Raw genomic sequence first — 16,361 nt, 5'->3', positions numbered from 1 at the left:
CGATGAATATCGATTAACCGATTAAACAAATCAACGATTAAACCTATAAGACCATCAAATTACACCCGCGAATATCAGAATTATCAAAACGTCCCAACACTTCAAAAGAGTTGTTGGAGTATTTTTTGCCTAAATCCTGCGTAGCTATAAAAGAACATGAATTGATATTGGCTAAATCTATCACATTGATTCCGCCAGTTTTCCCATCATTCACGTAAGTAAGAGCATCTTCTGGATCTCGAACTAAAATATGCATCCAAGATGGACATTCAAAAACACCTTCGCCCAAAGAATAGGCTTGTGCTAAAAGTTCAGTCATTCCGTATTCTGAATGAATGGATGAAACGCCAAAACCTTTACATAAAATTTCGTGTAATTCTTCGCGAATCATTTCTTTTCTTTTTCCTTTCATTCCTCCAGTTTCCATAATAATGGTATTTTGAAGATTGAATTCGTGTTTTTCAATTAAATCTAATAAAGCGTAAGTAACCCCAATTAAGATTACATTTTGGCCTGCCTCGTCCAATTCAAGAAGCTTTTTGATAAGGTCGTCATGATTGTGCAAATAAAACCCACTTTCAGGCTGATTAGAGAGTTTTATCAAATCTTCGACCATATAGATTAACGAAGAGCCTTCGCGTTCTAAATAAGACGGCAAAAGGGCTAAAACAACATAATCTTCTATGTTGCCATAAAACTGAGAAAAACCTTTGCGGTAACTTTCCTCATATAGGGAAACATCGGTCACTAAATGTCTACTGGTAATCATTCCGGTTGTGCCACTACTGGTAAAAGTTACTTGTGCCGGATCTGTATTAGAAACGACATCATGACTTTTAAAAAACTGAATGGGTAAAAAAGGAATTTGCTGTAGTGATTTTACCTGCTGTGGATTTACTTTTAAAAAATCACAGAAATCGCGATAAACTTTATTGTTTTCATGCTGAAAACGGAACACTTTTAGTGCTATTTTTTCAAATTGCTTCTGACTTGAAATGGTAAAGATATCGCTGGATGTAATCAAAACTTTTTTTTGCAAAGATATTGTTTTTTGGTGTTCAGTGTTCAGTTTTTTGTACATCCAATAAGTGCTCAGCTTAGAAAAAAAATATTTAAATGAAAAATAATCTGAATACTAATAGCTAAATAGTGAATATTAAAAAAGCTCCTGTGGAGGAGCTTTTTCTATTTATCTTATAATGAGTTTTCGTGTTGCCGATGCATTCTGTTCGCTTATTTTGATAATGTAAACGCCAGGTGGCAGGTCTGAAACATTTAATTCTTTTGATACTAAATGTGCCTGCAATACTTTTTTGCCTAGAATATCAAACACAATAATTTCTTTCTCTAAATCGTTTTTAGATGAGATATAGACTTTTCCGTTTGTCACTGGGTTAGGATACAAGCTTAGACCCTCAATAGAAGTAGATTCCTGAGGTCTTGGTAATTGCTTACTATCTTGCGCCGAAACGCTTAAAGTGAAGAAAAATGCCAATAAGAAAGTAATATAAAAGTAGTTTTTTGCCATCGCATGTATTTGATTACAGTAAATATACAAAAAAAAATACAAAAATGACGCCAAAAAAAAAACATCCTAATTCTTTAGGATGTTTTTAACAATTTATATTCGAAGTAAATTATTTGATTAAGCTAGCGCCATCAACTGAAGCCCAAGCTCCTGCTGCTAATGAAGCTCCAGTAGCTGTAGTACTTGTTGTAAAAGTTCCAGCTGGGAAAGCAACTGTAAAACCAGCAGCACCTGCAATAGGAGTTACGTTTGTTGTGTTAGAAATTTTTACATTTAAAATTTTAATTTTAGATGTATTTACTTGGTGAGTGTTAGTTGCTGCATCTAAGATACTAACTACTGCTCCTTGATAAGTTGTAGCTCCAGTTGTGAAGTTTCCGTAACCATCAACAACGATGTTGCTGTATTCTCCGTTACCTTCTCTTTTGAATTGGAAAGCATCAACTTGGTTATCTCCAACTTCAGGAACGTTTCCAGCTTCTCTTTTTAAAGTGATGTTAGTAACTTTTGGTCCGAAAGAATTATCATTAGCAGATGCTTCGATTTCCATTCCGTAGTTTCCTTTTCCAGTTTGGTAAGCGTACCAGTTTGTGTTAGCAGTTCCTTGCCATCCATCTTGCCAGTCAAAAGCATCATCATAGTTACCGTAAGAGATAGCGTTTGTCATACTTACAGTTCCTCCGAAGAATTCGAATCCGTCGTCAGCACCTTTGTAAGCTACTAAGTGATCTAAAGTTGTTCCAGAACCTACAGAGTAGAATGTGAAAGCATTGTTTTCTTTTGTTCCATCAGCTAATTTAGAACCAGCGTACTCAACTCTTACGTAGTTTAATGAACCACCATTGTGAGTTGCATTAGATCCTCCATAAGAAATATTGTTTCCATCTTCTGAAGTCGAAGAAGTTCCTCCTCCAGCAACTTTTGCAGGTGCATCACCGTACATGATGATACCTCCCCAAGAACCAGGAAGTTTAGATTTTTCAGTAAAAACAACTGGTTTGTCAGCAGTTCCGTTGATGATAAGTTTTCCTCCGTTTAAAACAACTAAAGCGTTGTCTCCAGTAGCTTTGTCTATAGTGATTGTAGATCCTGCATCAAAAGTTACAGTTACACCAGAATTAATTTTTACAATTCCTTTTAAAGTGTAGTTACCGTAAGCATAAGTTTTGTTAGCAGTAATAGGACCTGTAATTTCTCCTGTAGCAGGTGTCGGTGCAGGAGTTGGATCGTCGCTGCTTGAGCAAGAATTAAAAAATAAACCTGTAGCAAGTGCTAAAGCAAGAATTTTAGTTTTCATAGTTTTGTGTTGTATTATTCGTTTTTATTTTTGTCAAAATTATGAGGTTAATCCTTTTAGGGTGTTATCTGAGTATTACATTACGGTTATTAAAAATAGACTAAAATGTGAAGGGAATGTTAAGTAGATTTATGCAAATTGCTGCCATAAAAAAAGCCCCAGAATTTCTGGAGCTTTCAAGTATATTGTGTTCTTAATATTAGAATGTATAGCCAACTTTAACTGAGAATCCTACACCTTTTTTATAGCTGTTTGCTAATAAAGATGGTTCATCAACTTTTACAGTTCCGTTATTTCCAAATTCTAACTGTCTTGCTGGGTTTAATAAGTTGTCTGCTGTAAATTTCACATCAAAATGCTCTGAGAGTTTACTTCCCCAAACAAAGTCTAATTGAGATACAGGCAATTCATAAGTATTATCCTGACCGTTTGTTCCTACTGCATAAATTCTTTTTCCGAATACTCCATAAACAAGAGACATAGTGTTTGTCCAGTCTTTGCCTAAGTTAAATTCATATTTCAAATCTGAGTTTACTAACCAGTCTGATGCACCTTGCAATGATCTTGAGCTATGTGTTTCGATTGAATTTTTAACCGTTACATTTCCATCCTCATCCTGAGATTCGTAAGTTTTTGCAACATTTACTTTCGTAGACATTAATGAAGCGTTTAATCCGAAAGAGAAATGCTCAAGATTTTCACTAATTCTGTTTAATCCTAAAAGGAATTCAACTTCTGCTCCGTACAAAGTTGCATTATCTGAATTTAGGAAAGTAGTTACAGTTCCCGATGTAGCGTTTGCAATAAATGTTCTTTCGATCGGATTGTCAATATATTTTCCAAATATTCCAAAAGTGATCATTTCTTTTGCAGTTGGGAATAATTCGTATTTCAAGTCAACATTATAGTTATCACTGTTTTTCAATAATGAGTTACCTTGTGTTGAAGTATTATCTGCATTGATGTATGAGATAGGGAAAGATTCCATTACAACTGGTTTTGTATACGTTTTACTTGCTGCGAAACGAATATTAGACGTTTCTGTCATTAGATATTTCAAGTTTACAGAAGGTAAAACATAAAGATTGTTGTATGTTTTCTTTTTGAATGGATCATCAAAAGAACCTAAAGTTCTGAAGTATGTTTCTTTGATCGTGTTTTCAACTCTTACACCTCCGTTAAGTTCAAACTTGTCAGCAAATTTCCAGAATAAGTTTGCGTATCCTGCATTTGCACTTTCGTTAAGTTTTACTTTATAAGTTGTGTTTGAACTTTCAGCAAAAGCAACTACGTTGTTGTTGATGTCAGTTGTAATTTTCGAATCGATATTGTTGATGTCGTTTGATGAAAAGGTACCACCATAACTTGATACAAAACGGTAAGAAGATTCCATTTTAGAAAAATTTCCGTTATAACCAACAGTCAATTTGTTTTGTTTGTCTTTTCCAAATTTTAAATTGTATTCTAATAATCCAGAAACAAATACATTTCCGTCTACACTTAAATACTGACGTAAGAAGTTGTTACCTCCATAAGAAGTGTTAATTTGGTTGTCAGTTTCTTGAGTACCAGTGTAGAATTTTCTGTCTGGCTGACCGTATTTAGTATTTGCATAAGATACACCACCTTTTAAAGTTTGGTTTTTATCTTCTGTCAAATTGTATTCACCTAATAATTGAGTATTTAGATAATCTGTTTTATCCAATTGATTCGTACGGATAAAGTTGTTCTTGATACCATTATTGCTTAAAACTCCGTATTGATCTAAGATCGAGTTTAATGTAGTTTTCAGGTATAAAGTGTTGAAAGATAATTTGTATCGCTCAGCTGAATAATTTACACCAACTAATGCAGAAGTGCTAGTTTTGAAACGGTATTCAGTATTGATGAAGTCATTGTTGTATTTATCACCAAGTGTTTGTAGTGTTCTGTTAACACCTTCTCTAACTGCAAAGTTATTATCGAAATTAAGAGACAATAAGTATGAAAGGTTACGGTTGTTGCTTAAGTCAAATTTTTCAGCGTGCAGAAAATTGAAGCTTGAGTTTAATGGGCTTTTGCTTTTGCTAACGTTAAAACCTTTATCTCCGCTAACTGAGTTTAATGCCTGATCTTTTGTGAAAGTTGTTCTTCCGGCAGTTTCACTTAAGAAACTTGGCAATTCTCTGTCTTTACCATTAAACCCGAAGAAACCAGCAGCAGAATCTGCGTCTCCAGAAAGCAAGAAATCTTTGAAGCTGTTTCCTGTTGTATATCCTGCTCCAATATTTATTTTAGTGACAGCTTTTGTTGGTTTTGAAGTTTGGATATTGAAAGTTCCTCCAGCGAAATCTCCGTAAATATTTGGATTGAAAGTTTTGTAAACATCAATTACACCAACAATGTTTGTTGGGAATAAATCTAGCGGAACGATTTTTGAATATGGGCTGTTTGATGGAGCAGCAAGATCATTAATCAATAAGTTATTGTAACGATCTTCAAGACCACGTACAAATATACCTCTTGAACCTACTTTTGAGATTCCAGTTACTTTTGTCAAACCCTCTTCAACATCGCTTACACCTTTTCGAGACATTTCCTGTGCACCAATACTTTGTTTGATTACAACAGCATTTTTTTGATCTAAAAGTAAAGCAGTTTCTTTTTCTTTGTTAGCTGTTGATTTTACAACTACATCTTTAAGCGTATAGCTTCCAGAAGAAAGTCCTTTATTAACAGTTATAGTCTCGTTTGCTTTAACAGCTACTGGAGCTTCAACAGATTCATATCCTAAAAAACTAAAGATTAAAGTATAATTTCCAGGATTTACGCTTAAGGAATATTTTCCGTCTACGTCGGTATTTACGCTAATATTTGTACCTTTAACTAAAACATTAGCAAATGGTAGAGATGCGTTGTTCATATCTTTATCAGTTAGAACTCCAGAAATCGTACCTTTGTTTTGCGCGATCGAAATCGTACAGATAAATAATGCAATAAAGAGAAATCTTAAATTGAATTTCATTTTTTTTCAGTGTTGTGTTTGTGTCTTATTATTTTTGTGCAAAGAAAGAACCGCTCTGTGAAGTCCATGTTACCGACTTGTTATGTTTTTGTGTTGTTAAGATTATCAAATTGTTACGAGATTAAATTACGGTTAACACCATTTTTTAAAGGTTCTTTTGTTAGTATATTTACCCTGTGAAATAAGAAATATCGAATGTTTAATGAAGAAGTTTCGATATAAAAATCTCAATTTTTGCTATTTATGAAAAAAACACAAACTAAGATTTTATTAGTTGACGACGAACCAGATATCTTAGAAATCGTTGGCTATAACCTTGCTCAGGAAGGCTACCAGATTGTTACAGCTTCTAACGGAAAAGATGCTATAGCAAAAGCACAGAAAGAGCTGCCAGAACTAATCATTATGGACGTGATGATGGCAGAAATGGACGGAATGGAGGCTTGCGAGCATATTAGAAAAATTCCAGAATTAAATAATGTTATCATAACGTTCCTTACAGCAAGAAGCGAAGATTATTCTCAAGTAGCTGGTTTTGATGCCGGTGCCGATGACTATATAACCAAACCTATCAAACCAAAATTATTGGTCTCAAAAGTAAAGGCGCTGTTAAGAAGGTTAAAAGAACAAGAAGTTGTTACAGATACTTTAAATGTAGGCGGAATCGAGATTAACCGTGAAGAATACAAAATCATAAAAGGCAATGTAGAAATTGCTTTGCCAAGAAAAGAATTCGAATTATTTTATCTGTTGGCTTCAAAACCTGGAAAAGTTTTTAAAAGAGACGAAATCCTAGATAAAGTTTGGGGTAACGAAGTTGTAGTTGGAGGAAGAACAATTGATGTTCACATCAGAAAATTGCGCGAAAAAATAGGCGAAGATCTTTTTAAAACCATAAAAGGTGTAGGCTATAAATTTGAAGTTTAGATTTTGAAGTTGCTAAGGTTCTAAGATACTAAGTTGCTAAGGCACTTAGTTTTTAAATCCATTCAAATTCTTTTAAAAATATTCAATACATTTAAACCATATAAGAATTGAAGCTCTACAATCTTCATTTTCTTATATGGTTTTTGAGTTATTCATTTTTTGTTTTTTGATTTAATCAAAAGAAAAATAGCTTAAAGCAAAACTTAATTTTCTTAATTTCTTAATGGTTCAATTTTTTCAATGAAGATTAATTTTAAAAAAACATACAAATTTGCCATAAAATCGGCATTGTATATCAGTCTCTTTACAACAGCATTTGTACTGATGTTAATGTCATTATTTTATAAAAATCAACTAAAACATCAAGTTGCGTTTGGAATAATTTTCATAATCGTAATCTATATTTTTTCTTTTCTGGTTTTACAATATCGTGTAGAACGATTTATTTACCGAAGGGTAAAGAAAATTTACGATGAGGTTTCATTATTAGAATCCACAACATTAATTAATCAGCCGATTAATACCGATATGGAAACACTTTCGCGTGAAGTGAAAAAGTTCGCGACCGATAAAAAGCTCGAAATCGAAATGCTCGAAATTCGTGAACAATATAGAAGAGAGTTTTTAGGAAACGTTTCGCACGAATTGAAAACACCTTTATTTACTGTTCAAGGCTACGTTTCAACTTTGCTTGATGGAGCAATGGACGATAAAAATATCAGAAAGAAATACTTAAAACGCGCCGAAAAAGGTGTAGAGCGTCTTATCTATATAGTAGAAGATTTAGATATGATTACCAAATTAGAATCGGGAGATTTAGATTTGAATATGACTGATTTTGATATTGTTGAATTGATCCAGAATGTCTTTGAGCTTTTGGAAATGAAAGCAGACAAGAAGAAAATTAAACTGGCTTTTGAAAGTAAAAATGTGCAGTCTGTCATGATTAGAGGAGATCAGGATAGAATTCAGCAAGTACTGGAAAACCTAATTGTAAATTCTATTAAATACGGAAAAGAAGGTGGTCTGACTGAAGTTGGCGTGGTAAACTTAACCAAGAAAAAAGTCCTAATTCGTATTAGTGATAATGGAGAAGGCGTTGAAAAACAAAACATTCCGAGACTTTTTGAACGTTTTTATAGAGTGGATAAAAGCGGAACAAGATCTGAAGGAGGTTCTGGTTTAGGATTGGCGATTGTAAAGCATATTATTGAAGCGCATAAAGAGAAAGTTTATGTAGAAAGTGAGTTCGGAATTGGCTCTGAATTCTCTTTTACACTCGAAAAAGCAAATAAATCACTAAGAACTGACGTTAAAAAAACGTAACGAAGGTTTTGCTAAAAGCCCTAAAACAAAGGTGTTTAACAATAAATAAACATTTCGATTTAGGCCATAACATTAAATTTTTATTATAGTAACATCTGGTTAATGATTTCTTAACATAGGTGCTCCATCTTTGCATCCTGAAATTAAGGGAATTACAGAACTAATGATAAAAAGAAAACTATTGGCAGTTTTATTACTGCTAACTTGTGCTGCCAATGCACAGGAAACAAACAAGCAAGAGCTGAATAAACAGGATGTAAAAAACGAAGTAATGCGTATTTTAGATTCTATAAACAAAGCAAAACTTCCGGAGACTAAATCTGGAGGAGGAGTTGAAGAACATTGGTATGATAGAATCTCTTTAAGAGGTTATGCACAGATTAGATACAATGGACTGTTTTCTACAAACGATAAAGTTTCTTGTGAGCAATGTGATAGATCTTGGGGAACAACTTCGACAGCTCCAGATGCAAAAGCAAACAACGGACTTTTTATTCGCCGTGCCCGTTTAGTGTTTTCTGGACAAGTGCATCCGAATGTATTTTTCTATTTCCAGCCCGATTTTGCGAGTTCACCGTCAAGCGGAATTAATAACTTCGTTCAGATTCGTGACTTGTATTTTGATCTTTCTTTTGATAAGAAAAAAGAATATCGAGTACGTGTAGGGCAAAGTAAAATTCCATACGGATTTGAAAATATGCAGTCAAGCTCGCAGCGTTTAACTCTAGACCGCGCCGATGCAATTAACTCTTCAATTTTGAATGAGCGTGATTTAGGAATATTCTTTTATTGGGCTCCAGCCGAAATCAGACAGCGTTTTGAAATGCTGGTTAAAGACGGCTACAAAGGTTCTGGAGATTTTGGTGTTTTTGCACTAGGTGTTTACAACGGTCAAATCGCAAACAAATTGGATGGAAATAGAGATTTAAACGTGGTGGCGAGAGTAACTTATCCTTTTGTTATTGGAAGCCAGATTATAGAACCTGGAATTCAGGCTTACACTGGAAAATGGGCTTTTACAGGAGAAGTTTCACCAGGAGTTACGGTTAACGATCCTCAATATGTAAAAGATCAGCGTGTTGGAGCAACTTTTGTTTTATATCCAAGACCTTTCGGAATTCAAACGGAATACAACTTCGGAACTGGGCCTAGATACAATACGCTTACCAAAAATATTGACCAAACCGATTTGAATGGAGGTTACGTTTTGTTAAACTATAAATGGGATCTTAAAAAACAGCGTATTTATCCTTTTGCTAAATTTCAATATTATGATGGAGGAAAAAAATATGAAAAAGATGCTAGAAGTTATGTAGTAAGAGATTACGAATTTGGTGTTGAATGGCAGCCAATCAAAGCATTTGAACTTACAGCAGAATACGTTGTAGCAGACCGAACTTTTGAAGATAGCGCACTGCCAATAAACAGACAGCAAGGAAATGTACTAAGATTGCAAGTGCAGTTTAATTTCTAAAAATCAGTACACAGATAAAACGGATTCGCTATCGCGAAGACGCGGATAAAAACTGATTTTTTATTTTGAGAAAAAAATAATTGCCTCCAGCTAAAACTGGAGGTTTTTTTTTATTGTAGTGAAGAATACCGATAAATCCGCCTAATCCGCGTCTTTGCGATAGCGAATCCGTTTCATCCGCGTTTAATTACGCTGTCCTGTCTTCAAAAACCTTAAATAAAGAATCCCAGTCAATATTATTTTCAAATTGAGACAATCCTTTAAATGACTTTACTTTCGACAAGTCTCCAATGGTAAAATCATCCTGCATGGCATACGGTACAAGATTTTCTTCCTGCAGTTTTATCGCTAGATATTCCTGCTCATATTGTCCAGGTGTTGGAATAAAAAAGGCTTTTTTGCCTAGCTTTGCCAAATCCATAACAGTGGTATAACCCGAACGGCACAATACAAACTCACTTTCGTTAAAAGTCTGTTCCAGCTGTTTAGAGTTCATGAAATTATAATAAGTGACATTTCCAGCCTGCCATTTTTCTTGCGATTTTTCTACTTTTCCTTGTACAAAAACCACTTTTCCAGGATATTTTGCCGCTTCTTTCTGCAATTTTTCATCCAAGAAAGTGCGCTGAGGTTCAGGTCCAGACAATATAATCATCAAATCATATATTTTTGGAGTATCCTTTTTTTTCATTCGGCTCAACGGTCCGATATATTTTAGATTCAGCTCATTATTTTTCAAGTGGCCTAAATCTCCAGTCAGGTTTGTTTTTTCGTTGGAGTCGGGAACCCAGCATTCATTGTATTTTTTAATAAAATGCTGATGACATTTACTCGTAAACCAAGTTGTGTTTCCTGTCATGACATTCAATTGATGCGTAATAAAAACAGAAGGCACTTTTTTACTGATAACTCCCAATCTGTTGTCTGAGATAATACCATCAATGCTATGTTTTTTTATCCAATGATTGATCATTTTTTTCTCATCGAGAATAGCTGTAATCATCTTCGGAAGATTTTTAATCAGCTTCCATTTAAAGTTTTTGCCATTCTTTGCATATTCAATATGATAAGAAGGCAATTCTAAAGTTTGTATATATGGAAATTCTTTTCGTAATAGAGCCAGCGCAACACCATCGGAGGCGATAATCGGAATATAATTATTCTCCTGAAGCGCCTTGATAATAGGAATGCATCGAGTGGCATGTCCAAGTCCCCAATTTAATGGAGCCACTAAAATAGTTTTATTCGCAGAATAATCTATGCTCATTTTTAACACGTTTTTAAAAACGAAGATAGAAAAATATGTTTTTTATGTTATTTCGAAGGTATTACGAAATTATTAATTTAAGGTGCTAAGTTTCTAAGATGCTAAGTCTCTAAGTTCAAATATTTTCTGTTTAAAAAAAGAAGCCGAACTATAAGTTCGGCTTAATCTTAGAATCTCAGCGTCTCAGCATCTTAGAAACTTAATCCTGAATATACGTTTTATTACCATTTTTGTTAATGTAGTATTTACCGCCTCTTGGACCTGTATATACTTTTTTACCATTGTATTCGCCAGTAACTTTGTCTGGTACAGATGGCGCTTTTTCGTTCGTTTCTTTTAAAGTTTTAGTAGCCGACTTTTTAGCAGCTGTGGCATCTTTCTTTGTAGCGTCAGCTTTTGCAGTTGTTTTCTTGGCATCAGCTTTAGTTTTGTCTGCTGTGCTTTTTGCTTTGTCAGCAGTACTTTTTGCTTTGTCAGATTCTACAGTAGCTTTTTTTGCATCTGCTTTAGCTTTTGTAGCTTGTTTATCGGCAGTCTTTTTTGCTGCGTCAGCAGATTCTTTTTTGGCTTTTGTTGAAGCTGCTTTTGCATCATCTGCTGCTTTTTTAGATTTTGTGGCCTCTTTTTTTGCATCAGCCGAAGCTTTATCTGCGCTTGCTTTCGTTTTTTTTGCCGAAGCTTCTGTTTTACTTTTCGTAGTTTTTGCAGTTGTTTCCTGTGCGTAAAAATTAGAAGAGAAAACAACCATTAAACATAATAATACTAATTTTTTCATAAGGCTAAAAGTTTAAATTTCAATTAAAATTAAACAATTTATTGTCATCTTTTTCGCAACACATTAAAAATATGCACGAAGCTGAACATTTCCTGTATGAATCGTATTTCCTGTTTCACTTTTTCTTCCCTGATAATTTAAATTAATATCCAAAAAAGACGTAATGTTCTTTTGCAGAAGCAGTTTCCAAACCAAATTTGATCCCGCCTGAAGTCCTTCGAGCATTTGAAAACCGACTGAAGAGAATTCGTTTCCGTTAAATTTATTTTCATAAAAAGAGAATTCTCCATTAACTGTAACTTTCTTTTCGCCCGCATAAGAAAAAGAAGTTCCGATTCTGTTTTGGTCTAAAGTTTCAAAATTTCCAATTTGATTTTTTTTGTTTTGAAGTTCATAAAAGAAATCCAATTTGGTGTTTTTAGAAAATAAATAACTGACTTTTGGTGCCAGCTGCCAACCTTGAATATCATAGTTTTTCTCTGCAAAATCTTTTGAAACCAAATCGGTTTTTATGGTTTTGGTAAAGAAATTAAACAGCCAGCTATTTTGGTATAAATGTGTGTACTGAATTTGATGCGAATAATTTTGCACATGCTGCGAACCTACGGAAAGCAGACTCTTTCCTTTATTTATAAGGTAAGAATACGTAACCGAGTGTTTTTGTTTGCCTCGATTGTAAAATAAACTGTTTCTGAAACTCGAATTCAAACCCAGAATATTTTCTTCTGATGAATCAAACGGATTGAGTTCTAATTTTTCGCCCTCGCTCTTAACTTTTCGATCCATTATAAATGAGGTCTGATTATAAAAATAAGATAGCAATTTTTTAAAGCCTTTTTCATTCTGCCATTGCAACGGATTCAAAGTTAAAGACTGCGAAAATTTATTTTGATTGGTTTTAATGTAAATCTGATTCGGCAAAAAGACTCTAACATAGCGCGCTTGATCTTGGTAAACGGCAACTTCAAACTCTTCCAATTCCTGAATTCCGTTGCCATTATAATCATTCCAAGTATAAACACCTTGACCTGTTGGCACTTCTACATAAGTGAATTCCTGTTGCGCGATAGTTCCCGAACTCGTTTCATAAGCCGTTCCAATCTGCATGAACTGATTAAAAAAGCGGTCATTGTATAAAACTCTCGAATTTAACGAAGGTTCATTTTGTCTCGATTTATCAGTAAAATCTAAATTTCTATAACTCGCATAAACCGCCAAATCGGTTGTTTTGTTTTGAATCAATTTTGATTTTAAATAATACGTCTGCGAATTATTGACATGCTGTAATAATCCGTTTTGCAAACTATCGTTGCGTCTTTGCAGAAAACCAACTTCCACAAAAACTTTGGTGCTGTCGCCACGTCCGGTAAATACACCATATTCTGAAAATCTTTGGCTTAAAGCCGAAAACTGATTGGTAACTTTATCTTTCTGCTGATTGTCTTCCAATTGCATAGTTCCTCCAACCCAGTTTTTGCCAAAATGATATTTGGTTCTGGTTTGGTTTCTAATGAATTTTGAAGTAGAAGCTGTAGCATCAGAATTCAGGAAACTTCCGTTGTTTTCGATTGTCCAATTTTTCAATTTGAATAAAGCGTTTGTAGTATGTCTTGCTCCAGAATAACTTTCGCTGTAATCTAATTTCTCAAATTGATAAGTCAGCAAACCAATATTCGAAGTCTCTTTTTTCGAAAATAAATCAAAATTTAAACCCGTAACCAAAAGACTCTGATTGCCATATTGGGTTCCCGTTAAATTCCAGTCGCGGTTAAATTCGATATTATACAAACGTTCCACCGATTTAAAATTCTGCTGCACGAATTGATAATTCGCGAAAGCGTCTAAGTTCCAGCTTCTAGAAAAAAGACGTTTTTTAAGATTGGTTTTAAAAGCGACTCCTTGATTATTAGCATCATCAATTCCAGAAAATAGATTTTGGTCATTATTGCTGACAGCCAATTCAAAATCAACTAAAGTTTTCTCATTCGGATTATATTTTCCTAAAAACGTTGCCACCTGAAGTTTCATTGGTGCAACAAGCTGTACAATTGGTTCGTAATTTCCCTGTAGAATCCCGTTTACAGGTTCTACATATTGATAAATACGCTCAACAGAATTATTGTTTTGAATGATATAATTTCCAGAATTTGCACCAACTTGGCTAAATCTTACATTGTACAAAACATCAGCGGGATTATTCGAATATTCATAAGCTTCAACCGAATTGATGAGTGTCTTTTTATACAAAATTTTATTTTCGGCATAAGTATCTTCGTAAGCAGAAGGCGCTTTCATTAGATTAACATCATCACCTGCCTGACTTAAAATCTGAACTTGTTCTGGAGAAAGATTTTGCTGCAAAGGCTGATTTTTCATATCATTTTCAGAATAAATATATCCGCCAAAACTCCAGTTTTTGTTTTCGTGAGTTGCGCCTGCGTAAGTAACTAATCGGTTGTAATTTCGTTCAGAATATTGGTATTCCACATTAATACGCATTTCTGAAGTAATGGTAAAAAGCGAAGTAAAGACAATTTCTCCAGCATTATAATCGATGACATAATCGTTGTTTTCGCCTCTTTTTAATAAAACGCCATTTACATAAACCCGTTCAGAACCCGAAATTACCAAAACATACAATTCGCCATTTTGCCCTTTTAGTTTATACGGACCCTGATTTCCTTCCTGACCTGTAAAAGTACTTTTGGCGTATTGGCCTTTTACAAAAGCGACCGAAGCAAAAACATTGGTCTTGCTTTTTTCGGTATCAAAATCAAAGTTGGCAGAAAGTCCCTGAACTTTTTTATTAAAGCCTAAAAATTGAGTTTTTCTATTTTCTAAAAATACATCGCCGGCGCGAATGTTCCAGTCATTGCTAAAAAGTTCTATAAAAATATTGTCAAATTGATCGAGTTTCTGTGAATAACCGCCATCTTGCAACGGAATATTATTGTCCTGAAGAGAAGCCCTTAAACTAACTTTTTCTGAAAGCTTTCCTGTAATCTGTAAATCTAAATTGGAATTTAAAACTGTACTCTGGTTATTACCAACCGTAACGCCACGGGTAATACTTCCAGAAGTTTCAAGTCCGTCAAAAGGAGTTGCTTTTTTGGCATTTGAATTATTGTCTATGCGATACAATTTGTCTGTTCCAACATCACCGCTCACAATTTGATCCGATTTGTAAAGACTGTATTCTTTAGTCAAGAGATCAGGATAATTAAGATAATTGACAATTAAAGTATCTGAAACCGATTGGAAATTTTCATTTAAAAGTAAATATCCTTTTTGAAAATTGACCTTATAAAAAGCCGAATCAATTGGCTCATTTTTAGTATTCAGAATCTGGAAAAATCCAGAGTTAATGGAGACATTTTCGAGATGAATAGTGTCTTTTGAAACGATTACTTTTTTGGTTTTGTACAGAGATTCAGTTTCCTGAGCCTGAAGCGCAGAAAACCAGAAGAAAACCGTCAAAAACAGTAATTTTTTCAACATAAATACTCTAACTCTAAAAAGTCAAAAGTAGTATTTATAATCAAGAAATTACGAGGCTTTTATTTATTGGAAAATGAAGCAGTTTTTAGGTTTTTAAAATTGCAGAATAAAAAATAATTGCAGAAAAAATCTCACCTGAAGACAATCTTTTTTTTAGCTTTGTTAAGGATATAACTAACTTAAATTATGGATACTAGCAAAGAACTTTTATTCTTTTTTAGTGCTTTAGGAGCTTTCAACGGAATTATTCTCGGCATTTATTTTTTCTTTTTCACCAAGAAAAAATATCTGACGAATTATTTTCTGGGCGCGCTTTTGTTTGCACTAAGTATTCGTATTGGAAAATCTGTATTTGTATATTTTCATCCCGAACTGCCAAAAATGTATCTTCAGTTTGGACTTACAGCTTGTTTTTTTATCGGACCATGTTTGTATTATTTCATCAAATCGGCAGTCGATGAAGTTCAGATAATGCCCAAATTATGGAAATTTATTCTGGCATTTTGGGGAACCTTTATTGTAGCTGTTGGCATTTTATATCCGTATGAAACGTATCCGAAATTTTGGGGAGGCTTTTTGATAAGAATCATTTATTTTCAATGGTTTGTTTACATTGTTTCAGCTGGTTTTGCACTTCGTGGCGTTTTGAAAAAAATCCTCAGCCGAAAAGAAAAAGCAACTCCTGCCGAAATGTGGTTTTCAATGCTCTATTTTGGAAATGGTTTATTATTTCTATTTTACTTTTTGGCGATCATTGGCGCGCCAGGTGCAACATACATAAGTGGTGCGGTTGTTTTTTCATTCATTTTATATTTAGGAATTTCGATTCTTTTGTACAGAAAAAAAACAGAAGACTTGTTTTTGTTGAATGGAAAAATCTCGAATAGAAAAATAGAATCAGCGGATGCCATAATCTGGTCAGAAAAACTTGAAAAAGCCATGTTTGAAAAGAGTTTATATAAAAATCCAAACTTAACGCTTCAAGATCTATCTCAAGAAATTAATATTTCAAGTCATCAATTATCGCAGTTTCTGAATAATAATTTAGGAAAGAATTTTACCAGTTATGTAAACGAATTCAGAATCAACGAAGCGTGTAAAATTATCACTTCTTCAGATAAATTAACTTTAGAATCTGTTGGTTACGATGTCGGTTTTAATTCTAAATCTACCTTTTTCACAGCATTCAAAAAACATACGGGAACCACTCCGCTTAATTATCAGATTCAGGCTTTACAGCCGTAAATTGGGGTATTAATTTATAA

Annotated in this window: 11 protein-coding genes; 4 read left to right on the top strand and 7 right to left on the bottom strand. The window is 33.9% G+C overall.

Features of this window, described 5'->3' with window-relative positions:
• Positions 1 to 43 precede the first annotated feature (43 nt).
• From PQ463_RS15890 to PQ463_RS15875, 4 genes are all read right to left on the bottom strand, one after another.
• Positions 44 to 1,024, bottom strand: a complete 981-nt coding sequence (locus tag PQ463_RS15890) for a LuxE/PaaK family acyltransferase (protein WP_274257965.1) — start codon at positions 1,022 to 1,024, stop codon at positions 44 to 46.
• 165 nt (positions 1,025 to 1,189) lie between these two features.
• Positions 1,190 to 1,528 (bottom strand): T9SS type A sorting domain-containing protein, encoded by a 339-nt coding sequence (locus PQ463_RS15885; RefSeq protein ID WP_274254499.1) that lies wholly within the window; start codon positions 1,526 to 1,528, stop codon positions 1,190 to 1,192.
• 109 nt (positions 1,529 to 1,637) lie between these two features.
• Positions 1,638 to 2,825, bottom strand: coding sequence for a beta-helix domain-containing protein (locus PQ463_RS15880; protein WP_274254498.1), 1,188 nt, complete (start codon positions 2,823 to 2,825; stop codon positions 1,638 to 1,640).
• A gap of 199 nt (positions 2,826 to 3,024) precedes the next feature.
• Positions 3,025 to 5,829 (bottom strand): TonB-dependent receptor, encoded by a 2,805-nt coding sequence (locus PQ463_RS15875; RefSeq protein WP_274254497.1) that lies wholly within the window; start codon positions 5,827 to 5,829, stop codon positions 3,025 to 3,027.
• A 243-nt stretch (positions 5,830 to 6,072) separates the two neighbouring features.
• On the opposite strand from PQ463_RS15875, the gene PQ463_RS15870 reads away from it, so the two are divergent.
• From PQ463_RS15870 to PQ463_RS15860, 3 genes are all read left to right on the top strand, one after another.
• Complete coding sequence (locus PQ463_RS15870; RefSeq protein WP_008465097.1) at positions 6,073 to 6,756, top strand: response regulator transcription factor; 684 nt, start codon at positions 6,073 to 6,075, stop codon at positions 6,754 to 6,756.
• 240 nt (positions 6,757 to 6,996) lie between these two features.
• Positions 6,997 to 8,082, top strand: a complete 1,086-nt coding sequence (locus PQ463_RS15865; RefSeq protein ID WP_274254496.1) for a sensor histidine kinase — start codon at positions 6,997 to 6,999, stop codon at positions 8,080 to 8,082.
• A gap of 163 nt (positions 8,083 to 8,245) precedes the next feature.
• The gene (locus PQ463_RS15860; RefSeq protein WP_274254495.1) at positions 8,246 to 9,556 is read left to right on the top strand and encodes a porin; all 1,311 of its coding nucleotides are present in this window, start codon (positions 8,246 to 8,248) and stop codon (positions 9,554 to 9,556) included.
• Positions 9,557 to 9,743: 187 nt separating this feature from the next.
• On the opposite strand, the gene PQ463_RS15855 is transcribed toward PQ463_RS15860, so the two are convergent.
• The 3 genes from PQ463_RS15855 to PQ463_RS15845 form a co-directional block, all read right to left on the bottom strand.
• Positions 9,744 to 10,823, bottom strand: coding sequence for a glycosyltransferase (locus PQ463_RS15855; RefSeq protein ID WP_274254494.1), 1,080 nt, complete (start codon positions 10,821 to 10,823; stop codon positions 9,744 to 9,746).
• A 199-nt stretch (positions 10,824 to 11,022) separates the two neighbouring features.
• Positions 11,023 to 11,598 (bottom strand): hypothetical protein, encoded by a 576-nt coding sequence (locus PQ463_RS15850; RefSeq protein WP_274254493.1) that lies wholly within the window; start codon positions 11,596 to 11,598, stop codon positions 11,023 to 11,025.
• A gap of 63 nt (positions 11,599 to 11,661) precedes the next feature.
• On the bottom strand, positions 11,662 to 15,096 hold the full coding sequence (locus PQ463_RS15845; protein ID WP_274254492.1) for a DUF8818 domain-containing protein: 3,435 nt from the start codon (positions 15,094 to 15,096) through the stop codon (positions 11,662 to 11,664).
• A 186-nt stretch (positions 15,097 to 15,282) separates the two neighbouring features.
• Between PQ463_RS15845 and PQ463_RS15840 the strand changes: the two genes are divergently transcribed.
• On the top strand, positions 15,283 to 16,341 hold the full coding sequence (locus PQ463_RS15840) for a helix-turn-helix domain-containing protein (protein WP_274254491.1): 1,059 nt from the start codon (positions 15,283 to 15,285) through the stop codon (positions 16,339 to 16,341).
• Positions 16,342 to 16,361 lie beyond the last annotated feature (20 nt).

The organism is Flavobacterium sp. KACC 22763 (assembly GCF_028736155.1).
Taxonomy (GTDB): Bacteria; Bacteroidota; Bacteroidia; order Flavobacteriales; family Flavobacteriaceae; genus Flavobacterium.
Note: the sequence above shows the minus strand (reverse complement) of the source record. Positions and strands in the feature narration are given on the sequence as shown.